At 44.7% G+C, this 16,634-nt stretch carries 9 protein-coding genes; 8 read left to right on the plus strand and 1 reads right to left on the minus strand.

Annotated elements, in window-relative coordinates:
• Positions 1–135 precede the first annotated feature (135 nt).
• Entirely contained in the window at positions 136–1,788 is a 1,653-nt protein-coding gene (locus AC1EKB_RS00370) for a D-alanyl-D-alanine carboxypeptidase/D-alanyl-D-alanine-endopeptidase (protein WP_481248514.1), read from the plus strand.
• Here AC1EKB_RS00370 and tilS read toward each other — a convergent pair.
• Positions 1,785–2,864: a tRNA lysidine(34) synthetase TilS gene (gene tilS, locus AC1EKB_RS00375; protein ID WP_481248515.1), complete on the minus strand. Its 1,080-nt coding sequence runs from the start codon at positions 2,862–2,864 to the stop codon at positions 1,785–1,787. The two genes, AC1EKB_RS00370 and tilS, sit on opposite strands and share 4 nt — an antisense overlap.
• Positions 2,865–2,933: 69 nt before the next feature.
• Between tilS and hpt the strand changes: the two genes are divergently transcribed.
• The 7 genes from hpt (at position 2,934) to AC1EKB_RS00410 (ending at position 16,483) form a co-directional block, all read left to right on the plus strand.
• Positions 2,934–3,488, plus strand: coding sequence for a hypoxanthine phosphoribosyltransferase (gene hpt / locus AC1EKB_RS00380; protein ID WP_016636126.1), 555 nt, complete (start codon positions 2,934–2,936; stop codon positions 3,486–3,488).
• Positions 3,489–3,658: 170 nt separating this feature from the next.
• Positions 3,659–6,517, plus strand: a complete 2,859-nt coding sequence (gene ftsH, locus AC1EKB_RS00385) for an ATP-dependent zinc metalloprotease FtsH (protein ID WP_481248516.1) — start codon at positions 3,659–3,661, stop codon at positions 6,515–6,517.
• Positions 6,517–7,026, plus strand: coding sequence for a DUF3180 domain-containing protein (locus tag AC1EKB_RS00390; RefSeq protein WP_481248517.1), 510 nt, complete (start codon positions 6,517–6,519; stop codon positions 7,024–7,026). The genes ftsH and AC1EKB_RS00390 overlap by 1 nt, the downstream gene beginning before the upstream one ends.
• 97 nt (positions 7,027–7,123) lie before the next feature.
• Positions 7,124–8,800, plus strand: a complete 1,677-nt coding sequence (gene ettA / locus AC1EKB_RS00395) for an energy-dependent translational throttle protein EttA (protein WP_415701747.1) — start codon at positions 7,124–7,126, stop codon at positions 8,798–8,800.
• A gap of 202 nt (positions 8,801–9,002) precedes the next feature.
• A complete protein-coding gene (locus AC1EKB_RS00400; RefSeq protein ID WP_415694668.1) occupies positions 9,003–10,043 on the plus strand; it encodes a lipid II:glycine glycyltransferase FemX in 1,041 nt (346 codons plus the stop codon).
• Between the two features lie 511 nt (positions 10,044–10,554).
• Positions 10,555–10,725 (plus strand): hypothetical protein, encoded by a 171-nt coding sequence (locus tag AC1EKB_RS00405; protein WP_481248518.1) that lies wholly within the window; start codon positions 10,555–10,557, stop codon positions 10,723–10,725.
• Entirely contained in the window at positions 10,688–16,483 is a 5,796-nt protein-coding gene (locus AC1EKB_RS00410) for a MiiA motif-containing surface protein (protein WP_481248519.1), read from the plus strand. Before AC1EKB_RS00405 ends, AC1EKB_RS00410 begins: the two co-directional genes overlap by 38 nt.
• Positions 16,484–16,634: the final 151 nt, after the last annotated feature.

The following is a 16,634-nucleotide window of genomic DNA, read 5'->3' on the forward strand; positions in this document are numbered from 1 at the left end:
AATGCGCACGTAAGATCTGCGATTTATGTGTGCAAGCGTATAGCTTATGTAGACTTTATGTAGTTCTTATATAGTCTACATGGCTTGTATAGTTATACAGAGTTGCAATTAATCGGTAAAACAGGCGGCGTGCGCATGCAAGACGATGAAAACGTTAAGAATCCAGATAATATAATCGAGATTCCAGAAGATGCTTTTACGTCTAAAGAATCAAGAGAAAAAGCTGGATTTACGTCTAGCTTAGGTGCGCAAAAGCCGCCAAAGTCACGTAATCGCGCTGTTGTGTGCTTAATCGCAGCTGCAAGCGTTGTATCACTAATGTGCGGATACATCCTGTTTGATAGCAAAGATCTTTTGCAAAATCGCGATTTTATTCAGTCGCGAATGGCAATTAAAAACAATAAATCTTTGCAAGAGCTAAGCAGTCCAAAACCTAAGAAAATAGCGCATTACGCGTCTTTAATAAAGCAATTAGATAAAAACAAGCCAGTTGACAAAGATGCTGCGGAAAAGGTTTTGCAAACATTCCTTGAAAATCCCGCGCTTGGGCCAAATGCGGCAGCTGTTATAGCGGATGCAAACGGGAAGATTATTGCTGCAAAAAACGAAGATCTTGCTTTGCAACCAGCGTCTACAATGAAAACGCTTACAGCTCTAGCGGCCTCGCATACTTTAGACATGGCTTCAACGCTAGACACGCTGGTTTATGCAAGCTGCGACGAGAGTGGGAGTGCTGCGCGAATTGTTTTGCGCGGCGGCGGAGACATGCTGCTTGGGGCTGGGCAAAGCGACCCGAATCACGTAAACGGTAGAGCAGGTTTAGAAACTCTTGCAAATAAAACGGCTGCAGCTCTTAAAAAGCGGGGCGTTAAGATTGTTCAGTTTGCTGTTGACGATTCGCTGTTTGGCGCAAAAAGGTATCCTGATCTTATTAACGAGAACGATGAAGAAGGTAGATTCTACGCTCCAACTTCGTCTGTTGCGGTAGATGAGGGGCGCAATCGCGATTTTGCGGCGTGGGTTTCGTACGGAAACGACGCGGACGATACCGACGATTATCCGCTTTTAGACAGGCATCCTGCTGTTAGTACGGGTTTGATTTTTGCAAATTTGTTGCAAAAATATGGCATTGACGTTCGTGAATGGAAGGGCGATTCTGCAAAAATCACTAAGGCAGCTAAAATTTCTGGCGCAGACTCCATGCATGTTAGCTACAAAAAATCGCTTATTTCCGCCGATTTTAGCCAGATTGCGCGCGTTTGTTCTGCTCCGCTAAGCGAGATAATGGCGTACATGCTTAGACATTCCGACAATTCCCTTGCAGAAGAGTTTGGGCGTTTAACTGCGCTCGCTATGCGTAAGTCAAATTCTCCAAAGGGTGCAACTTTGGCTGTGCAAGATGTTTTGCGCGATTTAGGTATTGACATAAACGGATTGCATATGTCGGATTGCTCGGGGCTTTCTCCTAAGTCTGCTGTTCGCGCGGTTACTTTGATTCAGGTTCAAGCGCAAAATCTTAAGGCGGGGCTTGGCGCGGCAGCAGCAGAAGGTTTGGCTTTGCCAGGCGTTTGGTGTACTTCTGCTAGAAAGCGTCTTGTTGATAAGTCGGCCGCTGGATTAATGCGTGTTAAAACTGGATTTTTGGGTGATGTTTCGTCTATGGTTGGCAACGTTTCTAGAAAGTCGGGAGGCGCGCTAACTTTTGCGGTTGTTGTTAATCCGCCTGGAGACGTTAACTACACTTACGTTGGCGTTAATAAGATGATGGCAGATTTGACCAATCTTTAGTAGCGTTCACGAATCGTTATAGTCTGCGATTTTCTGCTTGCTTCATATCCTTCTGGAAGAGCAATCGGCTTTTGGCCATGCCAGTTTGTTATTAGCTCGTCGATTGATTCTATATGATTTGACGAAAAGCGTATTCCAGCAGCACTTAGCGCGCGAGCTACGATTCGTCGCCTAATCGAGATGTGGCTGTTTGCTAAAGTCGCAAGTTTGATTTTGACTTTGCAATCCTCTTTTACAATCGCCTCTTTTTCTACAAGATTTACTTGAGAGTTTATGTAGTCTAGGTCGTCTTGAGCAAATTTTGCTCCCTTTGCAAGCAGCAAAGTCATGTCTGACGCAAAAAATCGCGAAATATACGGCATAAGGGTATGCCTGATTCTAGATCGCAATGGGTAGGCTTTTGGCAGATCAACATTACTTGGCGTTAAATCGCCGTTTGTTGGATCATCCCACCATTCAACGCCCAAATCCTTGCAAATCTGCGTGGTTTCAAGCCGCGTAAGATTAATCAGCGGCCGCGCAAATAGCACATTCTCCCTAACTGTAACGTCTTTCATTCCAGCTACGGCCTCCAAGCCAGCAGAATCGCGCAATCCCATTAAAACCGTTTCTGCTTGGTCGTTTGCTGTGTGTGCTAAAAGAACCGCCGCCGCGCGCAAATCTTTTGCAACTTCAATAATCGCAGCGTATCTAGCATCCCTAGCTGCGCTTTCTTCTCCCTCTTCGTTATCTTTAACTTGCACAGATTTAACAAATACGAGTGACTCGTCTACTCCAAGTTTTGCAACGGTTTTAGCTGCATTAAACGCCACTTTGCTGGAGTCTTTTTGAAGATTATGATTTACGATTATTGCAGCGCATCGAATCCCTCTGCTTGCGCACACTTTTGATGCAAGCGCCGTTAGCGCAAGTGAATCGCGACCGCCAGAGCAGGCGACCAACACAATCGGAGCGGATGGCAAAGTTGCATGCTCGCCGTGTTGCAAGAATTGAGCGTCTTGCACTTCTAACCCAATATTACTAAAGCAACGTTTTACTTGGCCGATTCCTTTGCGCCAACAAGATGAGTACACCATGCTTATAGTCTAAATCCTAATGCGTAAGTTGTAACACGTCCGTCATTCTCTTATGTAATTATAGTTAGCATGCAAGTTGCAGATATAAGAGATGATATTGATTACGAATTAATCAGCCACGAAGAGCTTATGAAGCGCATTCGCGAGGTTGCCGCTCAAGTTAGCAAAGACTACGAAAACCGCGATATTTTGCTTGTTGCCGTGCTTAAAGGCGCTGTAAACACGCTTGCTGTTTTCTCGCAGGAGCTTAGCCTTAACGCGCCGATGGACTTTATGAGTCTTTCTAGCTACGGCAGTGGTACTAAGACCAGCGGCCAAATTACGGTTCGCGAGGACTTAACTACAGATGTTCGCGGCCGAGATGTGCTGATTGTAGAAGATATTGTTGATTCGGGCAAGACTCTGGACTGGCTTGTTAGGGAGCTTAAGGGCAGGGGAGCCGCAAGTGTAAAGGTGTTTGCGCTTTTAACAAAGCCAGCTCGCCGAGAAGTGGAAGTAGATATTGCGTACACTGGCTTTGAGATTCCAGACGCGTTTGTGGTCGGTTTTGGCATGGATTACGACGAAAAGTACAGGAATCTTAATTCTATTGCGGTTCTTAAGCCTTCTGTGTATGAGTCTTGATTAGATGGTTGCAATTGAGTAATCTTGATTGATTACATGCTATTTATTTAGCAATTAATTAAAGGGATTAATTACAGCGATTACAGCGATTGCGCTTTGGTTGCTTGCGATTAGTGATTACGTGTTTAGACGAGTGTTGTTAGTTAGAATCCTGAAAGGAGTCTGATTGTATGGGCGCTTCTCCAATGTCGCCTCGCGGACCTATGGGTGGACCTATGAAAAGTCCTATGGGAGGAAACGGCAACAATCCGTTCTTGCCTCCTAATTTCGGAAACAATTCAAATAAGAATAAGAACAAGAATCGTAATAAGAATAATGGAAATCAGAATAACGCCAATCCAAAGGATGGCAATAATTCCGATTCCAATCGTAAATTCTTTAAGTCGCCTTGGACTTGGATTGTTATTTTAGTTTTGCTTTCTGTAGCTGCATTCCAAATGTTTGTGCATAATGGTTCGCAAACAATCGACACTCAAGACGGCCTAGAGTTGCTCGATAATCGTAGTGCAAATTACGTTGAAGTTATAGACAATAAGCAGCTTGTTAAGCTTACTCTAAACAATAAGTACGTTAAGTTAGATAAGCGAGATAAGCAAAAGCACGATTACGGAAAAGACGTTCAGTTCTACTACACGATTGCTCAAAGCAAGACAGTTGTGCAAAAGATTCAAAAGGCTAAGCCAACAAACGGTTGGACTGTTAGCATACAAACTTCTAGCATTTTCTCGTACTTGATTACGTCTATGCTGCCGATTTTGATTCTGCTTGGACTTGTTTGGTTCATGTTTGGCAGAATGGCAAGCGCAGGCGGCGGAATGCTTGGCATGGGTGGCGGCCGCGGTCGCGGAAAGCTTTTGGAAGGTCAGACTCCTAAAACTAAGTTTGCGGATGTTGCAGGAGAGCAGTCTGCAGTAGAAGAAGTTGAGGAGATTAAGGAATTCCTTAAGGATCCTTCTCGCTACAAGGCTTTGGGCGCGCGCATTCCGCGCGGCGTGCTGCTTTACGGCCCTCCAGGAACTGGTAAAACTCTTCTTGCGCGTGCAATTGCAGGCGAAGCTGGCGTTCCGTTCTACGCAATGGCTGGATCGGACTTTGTTGAGATGTTCGTTGGTCTTGGCGCTTCTCGCGTGCGCGAGCTGTTTGACGAGGCTAAAAAGAACGCTCCAGCAATCATCTTTATTGATGAGATTGACGCTGTTGGTCGCCGCCGCGGAAGTGGTATGACTGGCGGCCATGATGAGCGTGAGCAAACGCTTAATCAGCTGCTTGTAGAGATGGATGGCTTTGATAACGACACTAATTTGATTATTATTGCCGCTACAAACCGACCAGATGTGCTTGATTCTGCGCTTTTGCGACCAGGACGATTTGATCGCCAGGTGGCTGTGGAAGCTCCAGATTTGGAAGGTCGCGAGGCGATTCTTAAGGTTCATGCTAAGGGCAAGCCTTTTGTTCCAGACGTGGATCTTCATATGGTTGCTGTTCGAACTCCTGGATTTACAGGCGCAGATTTGGCTAATGTGCTTAATGAGGCGGCTTTGCTTTGCGCTCGTTCTGGTGCTCAGCTTATCGATAATCGTGCTATTGACGAGGCGATTGACCGCGTTCAGGCTGGCCCTAGAAAGAAGTCTAAGGGCATGGCTTTGGATGAGTTGCGCAACACGGCTTATCACGAAGGTGGTCACGCGCTTGTTGCTGCTGCTTTGCATCACACGGATCCTGTTACTAAGGTTACGATTTTGCCTCGCGGACGCGCTCTTGGATACACGGCTGTTATGCCAACTAGCGACCGCTATTCTCAGTCGCGAAATCAGCTGCTCGATCAAATGGCGTATGCTATGGGCGGCCGCACTGCGGAAGAGGTTGTGTTCCACGATCCAACTACTGGCGCTTCTAACGATATTGAGAAGGCTACGGCAATCGCTCGCAAGATGGTTGTTGAATATGGCTTCTCGTCTAAGCTTGGTGCCGTAAAGTGGATGGATGCAGATCAGGATTCTTCTGGTTCTTTGGATTCTTTGCAATCGCGTAAGTTCTCTAATAAGACTGCGGAAGTGATTGACGAAGAAGTTCATAAGCTTATTGAAACAGCTCATACCGAGGCTTGGCAGATTATTAACAATAATCGCGATATTTTGGATGAGCTTGTTAGCAAGCTTCTTGTTAAGGAGACGCTTAACGAGAAGGAACTTGAGCAAATCTTCTCTAAGATTCGTAAGGCGCCAGAGCGCGATTTGTGGCTTTCTAATGCGGATCGCCCAGATTCGCCGATTCCTCCTGTAGAGATTCCTGAAAGCTTAAAGAGGAATGTTTCAGGTGCGAGTTTAGAGAAGAGTACTAAGGATTCGGATTCTAAGGCGGATTCTAAGGCTGGTGTTGCGGTGCAAGAATCGCAAGCAACTGGCGATTTGCCAGCAACTAGCGAATCGCAAGCAACCGCCGAGTCGCAAGAATCGCAAAAATCTTCCTATAACTCAAATGTTGCAAATGTCGCAAATGCTACAAATGCCCTAAATAGCCCAATGCAAACAACTGCAGTGGTTTCTATGCAAGGCAAAAAAAGCGATTCAACAATGCACGCAATGCTAAACGTGTTAAGCGGACTTGAGCATAAAGATTCGCATAGCGTAACTCAAGTCGAAGGCGTTTCGGCGCTTTACCAGGCAAGCAATGCAAACGGTGAAGATTTTTTCGCGGTTGTAGTGGCGTCTACAACAATGAGCAATCAGGAATTCGCGCAAAGAATCGAGCAAATGCAGCGCGATCAAAATTTTGCCGATTCTACCAGCTCTTTGGATTTGCAATTAAACGTTGTTGGAACCAGGGAATACGGCTTAGATAGCGCGTCTACAAAGTCAATGGATTCAAGCAATCCTTTGCACTTAAGCGCCGCGCAATTGGAGCCGTGGATGCAAGTTGAGCCAGACGCTGCAATTGATGGAGAGCCAGTCTCTTACAAACTTGCGCTTTTGCAAGATGCTTCGCAAGTTGGCATTTATTCTGAGCGCTGGATTATTGGGGAGTGCTGATGAAAGCTTATCGTACGCCTTGGTGGTATTTTGCGCTTGGACTGTTGTTTGGATTTGTATTCGGCGCGTTTTTGGTGTCGGTTACAGAATCGAGCGCAATATCGCTTTCGGGCGCTCCTTGGATTGTTTTGGCTGTTATGATAATCGGCGGAATAGTAACGTTTGTTCTTGCTTGGCAAACGCATCAATACGCTACTTCTAAGCCAAAAGATCGCAAGCCTTTTAACATGCAAATGGCAGTCTCGGCACTCATGCTTGCAAAATCGCTTGGAATGGCTGGCGCTATTTTAACGGGCTGGTATGCAGGTCAGATTTTTGTTTGCTGGCCGCATGCGGATATTCCGCTTTATTCCAACGTTATTCGCGAATGCGTTATTGCTGGAATTGTGTGCATTATAGACATGATTATTGGCATTGTTGGAGAATGGATGTGTCAGATTCCTCCAGAAGATGGAGCAGATTCGGCTGGCGATTCTGCGGATCGAGCGAAGCAGGCGGCGGCAGTTTAATGGCGGTTAGCTGCGACTAATGGCAACTAACGGCGCTTAGTGGCAATCAAAATAGCAATCAAAATAGCGGTTTAACAATTTTAAGAAAGGTATTACTTTGGCTGAATTTATTTACCAAATGATTAAGGCACGCAAGTCTTACGGAGATCGCGTAATTCTAGACGACGTTACCTTAAGCTTCTTGCCGGGCGCAAAAATTGGCGTTGTTGGCCCTAATGGCATGGGTAAATCAACGTTGCTAAAGATTATGGCTGGATTGGAAAATGTTTCAAACGGCGAAGCTTCGATTACGCCAGGCTACACTGTTGGCATTTTGCAACAGGAGCCGCCGCTGGATGAGACTAAAACCGTTGGTGAAAACATTAAGATGGCTTTTGGCGAGATTGCTCAAAAGGTTGATCGATTCAACAAAATCGGCGAAGAGATGGCAAATCCAGATGCCGACTTTGATGCATTGATGGAAGAAATGGGCAAGTTGCAAACGGAGATTGATGCAGCTAACGGTTGGGATTTGGATTCTCAGCTTGAGCAGGCGATGGACGCTTTGCAATGCCCAGATCCTGATTCGCCTGTTTCCGTGTGCTCGGGTGGCGAGAGGCGTCGAGTGGCATTGTGCAAGCTTCTTCTTGAAGCTCCTGATTTGTTGCTTTTGGATGAGCCTACGAACCATTTGGATGCGGAGTCGATTCTTTGGCTTGAACAGTTCTTGCATAAGTACGAGGGTGCTGTTATTGCTGTTACCCACGATCGCTACTTTATGGACAATGTTGCAGAGTGGATTTGCGAGGTGGACCGCGGTCAGCTTTACCCATACAAGGGCAATTACACCACTTACTTGGAGACCAAGGCCAAGCGTATGGAGATTCAGGGCGCTAAAGATGCAAAGCTTGCTAAGCGTTTGAAGAATGAGCTTGATTGGGTTCGTAGCTCGCCTAAGGCGCGTCAGGCTAAGAATAAGGCTCGTTTGGAGCGTTATGACCAAATGGAGCAAGAGGCACGCAATTCCAAGAAGCTTGATTTTTCGGAGATTCAAATTCCAGCAGGTCCACGCTTGGGATCGCAAGTTTTGGAAGCGAAGCATATTCACAAGGCTTTTGGCGATCGCGTGTTAATCGACGACTTGTCGTTTACGTTGCCTCGTAATGGCATTGTTGGCGTGATTGGCCCGAATGGTGTTGGTAAGTCTACGCTTTTCAAGACGATTGTTGGTTTGGAGCCACTTTCTAGCGGCGAGCTTACAGTTGGAGACACTGTTAAGATTTCGTACGTAGATCAGAATCGCGCAGGCTTGGATCCAAATAAGAATCTGTGGGAAGCTGTTTCGGGTGGACTTGATTTTATTGAGGTTGCAGGCGTTGAGATTCCTACTCGCGCATACGTTGCAAGCTTTGGTTTTAAGGGTTCGGATCAGCAAAAGCTTACGGGCGTGCTTTCTGGCGGAGAGCGTAACCGCTTGAATTTGGCTTTGACTCTTAAGCAGGGCGGCAACTTGCTGCTGCTTGATGAGCCTACTAACGATTTAGATGTTGAGACTCTTGAAAGCTTAGAGAACGCTTTGCTTGACTTCCCAGGATGCGCTGTGGTGGTGAGCCACGATAGATGGTTCCTTGACCGCGTTGCAACGCATATTCTTGCTTGGGAAGGCACCGACGAGAATCCTGCAAATTGGTACTGGTTTGAAGGCAACTTCCAAGCGTACGAGGAAAACAAGATTGCGCGCCTTGGTGAGGAAGCTGCTCGACCACATCGCTTGCACAGAAAGCTTACGCGTTAGAAGTTGTGGGTTGTTGCGGCTGGAGGCTAATCGCAAGTCGCTAGTCGCAAGCTTCTACTCGCAAATCGTAAATCGTAAATCGTATAAATCGCAAGTCGTATAAATCGTGTAAATCGCATAAATCGTCTTGTAAAACGCTAAAGGCAATATCTTAAACGGTAGTCGCGCTAAAATCGTGTATTGAGCTAAAAAAGGAGTGCAAATGCCAATACTAGATAAAAATGATTCTGCTAAAGTTAAGGAATACGAGGACTTTGTAAAAAATTCTCCGTACACTAATGCAATGCAAGACATGGCATGGGCAAAGGTTAAAAACAACTGGTCTAGCGAATACGTTTATCTGGAAGAAAACGGCAAGATTACTGCTGCAGTGTCTATTCTTGGCATTAAGGCTGTAGACGATAAAACGCTGTTTTACGCTCCTAGAGGCCCAGTTTGCGACTTTTACGACGTTGAAACCACTAAAAAGCTAATCAACGAAGCAAAGCCACTTTTTGAAAAGTACAACGCATTTTTGCTTAGAATGGACCCTTGCGTTCAAACCGACGAGGCTCTTATAGAAAAGTATAGGGCAGCTGGCTACACGTTTAGAGGCCAGGGATTCCACCCTAAGTCTTACTCCAACCCGCTTCACGAGATTATGCTTAAGGTTGAAGGCAAAACCGAAGAAGAGCTTATGGCTGGTTTTAGCACGCTTACAAGAAGGCATATTCGTGCTGGCATTAAGGCTGGTGTTGCAACTCGCTGGAGTAGGTCGGAAGAAGACTTGAAAACCTTCTACGAGCTTACAAAAATTATGGCCAACAGGCACGGCATTAAATATAGGCCATTTGAATACTTTGAGCGCTTGCTTGCTGCCTTCCCACAGATTGAGATTTGCACTTGCGAGTACGAAGGCGAGCCAGTTGCAAGCATGCTTTCGTTCCCGTACAAAGACACTTTGTGGTACATTTACGGCGCAACTCAGACTATGCACGGAAAGGTTGCTCCAGGCTATACGTGCATTTGGAATTTGATTCTGCGCACTAAGGAGCTTGGCTTAAAGTGGTTCAACATGGGCGGAACTTATTCGCTTAGCATGGACGAAGGCCTTTACTTCTTTAAGAATGGATTCTGCAGAGCGAATGATCCTTTCACTTGGATTGGCGAGTTAGACGTTGTTATTGACCAGGATGCCTACAAGAAGTTTGTTGGCAGATGGGATGATTTGCCAGAGGCGAAGTCTGCGTCTGAATCTGCCTGAGTGCTTAGAGCGTAGCGCGCGGTTTTCTTACTTGGTATTGCGCGAGGTTTGAGTATTTCTCTCCTCGCAAGTCCCGTCGCTACGCTCCTCTTTTATTGCTCGTAGAGAAATACATCAAACCTTCTGAATATCTAGAACTTTTGTGTATCTTTCATCACCGAGATTCTCGATTTTTCTTGCTGCTTCAGCGAATCACCATTTCATGCTGAGGTTCGCTTCATCCGCTGCGAAAAATCTCGAATCTCTACCTCACTTGTTCTCCGACCTGCCTTCGCGCTTAGAGCGTAACAAGCGAACGTAGAATCACCCAGCCCTCTTACGTACTTTAACAATTGCGTAGCTTTCATCACCGAGATTTTTGTGGGTTGCGCGTGCTAATTACATAAAAGTCATCATACGAATCAATCTTAAATTGTATAAAACAATTAGTAAAATATACCTTGCGTTATTGTGTGGATTTTGTGGTCGGATTGGCACATTAATCCAAAGAATAAGATAATGGAGTAAGAGTATGTCTAAGAAGATTCGTGTAGTTAAGCACTATTCTGGCGTTTATTCTGGTGTTAACACTGGTGTTGGGGTTGATTCTCGTCCAGTTCTTTCAAAGAGCGTGTGCGCTGCTATGCTTGCTGGATCAATGTTGCTTGGGGGGGGGGGTATTCGTTTCTCCTGCCTATGCTGATGGTTATGTAAGTGGTGACGGTGCTCGCGTTTATTACGGCTACAGAGCTGACGCTGATTACAGTAAAGATCGTTTGCTGATTAAAGTAACATATTATAAAACTAAGGCTGACGCGCTTAAAGGTGAAAACGATGGTGTTGATCCGCTTGGTAAGTTTGTGCGCGTTGAATATACTTCTAATAATCCTGAGGATTCAAAGAAAGAACCAGATAAGTGGGCTTTAAGACCAACTTGGTGGTTTGGTGTGCCAAAAGGTTTGAAAACAGATACGATTTCCCAAATTCGCTTGGTAAGGAATGAGCGAGGAACTCAGGAGGCTTCTAGCCCAGATACTCCTGGCGCTAAAAAGCTTAGTAAAGCTTTAAGAAAAGGCTATGTTGTAGCAAGTGACCACACGTATAACAACATAGATCAGTGGAAACACAGTGTTTCGCGCGATTATTACTCTGGTGACGATCAGACCATCGATGGCAAGGGTTGGCAGCGCATGGTCGGTATTACTAAGAATGAGAAAGATTACGATAATTCTGGTAATACCAAAGGTCAGTGGGATATTTATAAGGACGGTAATGCTAACGGTCTCCAGGGTATTTTTGCTGACTGGGAGTCTGCTGGTCAACGCTACTACGAAATGTCGTATGTGGCAGAAATGACGGATGATGCTTGGAAGCAGCGCGATCAGAAGCCGCTGTTGTTTGTTGCAGGTATTTACCGTGGTGTTGGCAATTGGCGTTACGTTGCAGGTACCACGATGCGTGCGCCAAAGATTGCGGATCATTTGGAATTGAAATATCCTAAGCCGACGCCTGTAAAGGATCTTGAAAAGCTTGATAGTAATGAACAGGAAGCAGTAAAAACTGCTATTAATGGTGCTAATAAGAGTGCGGATACAAAAAATCCAAACTTATTTGATCAGCTGGTAGCAGAAAACGGCGTTAGCGTTGATACTAAAGGTAATGCGACTATTACTTTTACAGACGGCACTAAGCGCGTTATGCCAGCTAGCTTATTGGTATTAAAGAACGAAACCGATAAAGACAAGTACAAGCCAACGCTTCCAGCTCGTACGCCTGTAGTGAAGCCGTCTAAGTTGACCGATGAGGACAAGAAGACTGTTATTGCTGCGTTTAAGAAGGCTAACCCTGATAGTAGCGAATTTAGCATGCATCTTGCTAAGAATAATGCTATTGCTTTTGATGCAGACGGCAAGAACCTTGTTGTGACTTACGAAGATGGTTCAACGCTTGAAATTCCTGCGTCTGATTTGGTGTATCAAGGCGCAACTATCGCCGATTGGGCGCCGTATCGCGTTCCAGTTCCTACGGAAGTAGATGACCCATCTCAGGCATTAACTAAAGATCAAAAGACTGCTATTGCGTCGGCATTTGATGAAGCAAATAATAGTTTCCCTGTTTATCAAGATGCTAAAAAGCATAACAAGAATACGTCTCCTGTAACGTTTGATGACAAGAACAATGCTGTAATTACTTGGGCAGATGGTTCACAAACTACCATTCCTGCTTGGCAGTTCTTGAAGAAGAAGCAGACGCAATCTCAAAAGACTGAGCAAAAGCAAACTACCAAAGAGTTTACGGTTGATTTACCAGCAACACCTGCGGAAGTAACTTTCGATCCATTTGATAAGACTGCAACAATTGATCAGAAGCAACTTACCAACCTTGAAGCTTCATTGCAAGCTTTAACAGCTAAGGATGCAAGTGATAGTAATAAGACTGTAACTCTTACTTCTGCAAAGATTGATATTGCAACTGGCACTGTAACTTTTAAAGCTAAAGGATATGAAGATAGAAAGTATCCAATCGGCATCTTCTATAAGAAGCAGTCAACTGGAACTGGTACACAGAATCCTACGCAAAAAAATGAAGAGACTAAGGAAGGATATAAATATAAAATTCCTCATATTAACATTGCTGGTGATTCTCCAACGCTAGAAGAGGGGAAACAGGCTCTTAAGCAGTTCATTACGTTGAATTACGACGGTAAAGTTCCTGAAATAAAGTACGACGGTAGTAGTAACACTATCACAATTGAGGATTCTGGTTTAACTGCAAAAGACCAATCAATGACTCCTTATGGTGGTAGTGGAGATGGTCATATTGTAGACGTAATGGTTTCTCATTTGGGAGACATTACAATTAATTATGATCCTACACCTGCGAAGGATAAAGATGATCCTAACGATCACGAGACGACGCTATCGATACTTATTAATAGCGAAGATATTTACATCAAGAAGAATAACAATAAAGACAACACCATTGATCAGCTGAAGGCTCTTGCTAAGCAGCTTTTGAAGGAAAAGAAAGATCTTACTAAATCTGACTTTACAAGAGCTGGTTTGGATAAAGATAAAATAACTGATAAAGCTATTGATGAGATGACTGATGCTGGAAAGCTTCGTGATCTTATTAAGAAGCTGAGTGAAGCAAAGCATGCTGATCGTACGTACAATTCTATTGGTGACGTTGTGGTTAAGGATCCAAAGAATCCTACTAAAGAAGATTTCGAGAAGGCTGTGGAAGCGTTCGTAAAAGCTAACTACGATAAAAGCGACAATTTCCATGCTAATGATGTCACTACAACTTTACCTACTGATTTAACTTCAAAGTCTGGCACTATTGACATGGATATTGCTGACGATAATATCAAGTCAGTTACTTCCAGTAAGACTGGTGATACTGATGATTATAAGTCAATGGTATTTAAGGATGCCAAGGCTACTCAGCTTTTCACTGTTGCTATTAGCTACAAGAAGAAGGAAGAAACTCCAAAGCTTAGCGACAATGAGCTTAATGAGATGAGAAAGCAAGCTAAGGAAACTATCGATCATAATCCAAATCTGACTAAGAAAGATAAGGAAGGTTTTGATAATCGTATTGATGTAGCAACTAATGCTGAGCAGATTCAAGAGATTTTGAATGAAGCTGCAAAGAAAGCTGCTGAAAACGCAAAATCTACAAATCCAACAGTTAGTAACGAAATAAGCGGCAATCAGAATGGTACTGATGCTGAGAACCAGCAGAAGCTCGATGCTGCTAAAGAAGCTGCTAAGGATATTATCAGCAAGCTTCCTAATTTGAGTGATGATGAAAAGAATACTCTTAAGGGTAAGGTCGATAAAGCAACTAGCGTTGATGGCAAAGACGGCGTGAATAGCGTTGTTGATGAAGCCAAGAAACTCAGCGAACTTAATACCGCTAAGAAGGAAGTTGAAGGAGCACAGCTTTACTTCCTTGATCACGGTACTGGTGACGATAAGAACAACGCCGCGACTACTCATGCTGATGATGTAGCCTTGCATGAGTTGCTTGGTGGAACTTCTGTTAAGGATCAAACGCTTACCGATTTGGAAGATGCTCTAAAGGCTACTAATGCTACAGCTGATAGTATTAATAAGGCTCTTGCAAAAGCAAAGCTACAGAATACAAGTAACGAGCAGAATGCCAAGAATGCTGGTATTGCGAAGCTTGAAGCTAAGAAAGCAGAGCTTGATGCAGCATATAATGCGTTGACTGAAGAGCAGAAGAAAAATGCAACAAAAGATTATACTGCTGCAACTACTGCCATTGAAACTGCAAAGACTACAGTTGACTCTGCAACCAAGCCTTCTGATATCACGGGCGCTCTTAACAAAGTGAATACTGCACTTACGGCAGCTAATACAGCAGTTGAAAACGCCAAGGGCAAGCGCGATACTTCTAGTATCACCAACGATCAAAATTCTGAACTTAATAAAGAAAAGGAAGCTCAGAAGAAGCGTATTAACGGTAGTGATCTTCCAGATGCTGAAAAGCAGAAGGCTATTAAGGACATCGAAGCTGCAACTATGCTTGGTGATCCAACCGGTATTGCTAATCGTTACTTGAAAGCTCAAAAGATTGAGGATGCTAAGAAGCAGATTGCTGCGCTTGAGTATTTGAACAAGGCTCAAAAGCAGTATTATAAGGATCTTCTTGATAGCACTGATGCCTCTGATCATGTTGATGAAGCTGGAAAGCCTACTGGCAAGGATGACATCGATGATGCTCTTGACCAAGCATTGAACTTGAACGGTGTGATGAAGCGTCTGGCTGATCTTGCTACGAGTGCGGACGCGCTTAAGAAAGATGATAAAGATAAAAAGTATTCTTCTGCTGATAAAGCTAAGAAGGATGCTTTCGATGCTGCTTTGAATGCTGCAAACACTCAACTAGATAAGGTTAAAGGCGCAGACAGCGACAATATTAACGCTGACGGTGCTAACGCTTTGTACAACGATTTGCTTAAAGCTATGCAAGCGCTTGATAGCTCTGTTAAGGGTGTTGGTTTATACACTGACGACTTGCAAAAAGAGTACAAGGCTGATGTTGATTTGAAGGAAAAGCCTGTATACAAGAATGCAACGAAGAATGTGAAGGAAGCATTCGACAAAGCTCTTGAAGATGCAAAGGCTGCTCTTGACAATGCTAAGGATGCAAATAAAGTAACTCAACTTGGTGCTACGGCTGCAGTTCAGCAGAATGCAATCGGTGCTGCTCTTGCTAACTTAGTGAATGCTCGCAAGGCTCTTGATGGTAAGAAGACAGAACCGACCCCGACTCCTTCTGTTGATAAGAGTGGTTTGAAGGATCTTGTTGATGCTGCTGTGCAGGTGAAGGATTCTGACGCGTATAAGTATGCTGATGCTGATAAGCAGGGTGCTTATGATAAGGCTATTAGTGATGGTCAAAACGTGTTAGCCAAGACTGGTGCTACGGCTGATGATGTTGCTAACGCTGTTCAGGCTATTACTACTGCTAAGACTGCGTTGGATGGTAAGAAGACAGAACCGACCCCAACTCCTTCTGTTGATAAGTCTCACTTGCAGCAGGGCATTAATGGTAGCGGTGATGTGAAGAAGTCTGATGATTATACGAATGCTCCTTCGGATAAGAAGCAGGCTTATGATCACGCTTTGGATCACGCTAACGAAGTGAACAATAATCCGAATGCAACTCAGGATCAGGTAAATCAGGCTGTTGAGGATTTGAAGAAGGCTGAGCATGATTTGAAGCCAACTCCAAACCCACTTCCAACTCCTGGTGCTGGAACTGGCAATACTGGTTCTGGTTCTGAAGCAGGTTATGGTGTGAATGATAACGCGCCTACTACTGTGGATAAGGGCGAGTTGAACATTCAGATTGATAGTGCTGAGTCTGATTTGCAGCCTGGCAATGCTGGCAACGGTAATGCTGGTACTAACAACGCTGGTAATGCTGCAAACTCTGGCGCAAACGTTGGTAATGCAGGTAACAACAACACTGCTAATAACAATGCTTCCAACGCAAACGCCAATGCTGCTAACGCTAATAATGCTAATGGCGCAAATTCTGCTGCTGTGAATTCTGCTGTTGAGAATAATTCATCTGTAAAGCAGGCGGATGCTGCTGTTAAGCAGGCTGCTGCCACGCTAGACGAAGCTTTGGCGCAAGCTAAGCGCGTTGCTGCCGATCCGCATGCAACTCAAGAGCAAGTTGACGCTGCTGCTGCTAAGCTTGCGGATGCACGCAAGGCTCTTGCTGACGCTCAAGCCAATGCCGCAAAAGTGCGTGCAGCTGTTCGCAGCCGCGTTATAAAGGGCATGCGTTCTCGCGGGAATGCAGGCATTGCGACTGGTGCAAACGTTGCGACTACTGGATTGATGGCAACTATGATTGCTGCAATCGGCGGAGCATTTGTAACTCGTCGCATGCGCGCAAAGCACGCTAATCGCGATTAATGCTTGGCTGTAAGCTAATTAGCTTGGCTGGTGCTTTACTGCTGACTGATTAGCTTTACTAGTGCTTATAGCTACTCATAAGCCTCGTTTGGTCTTTTGCCGAGCGAGGCTTTTGTTTATGTAGTGTGTTTGTACTGGATTTCGGTGTTTT

The sequence above is a fragment of the Gardnerella sialicivorans subsp. sialicivorans genome, assembly GCF_056746795.1.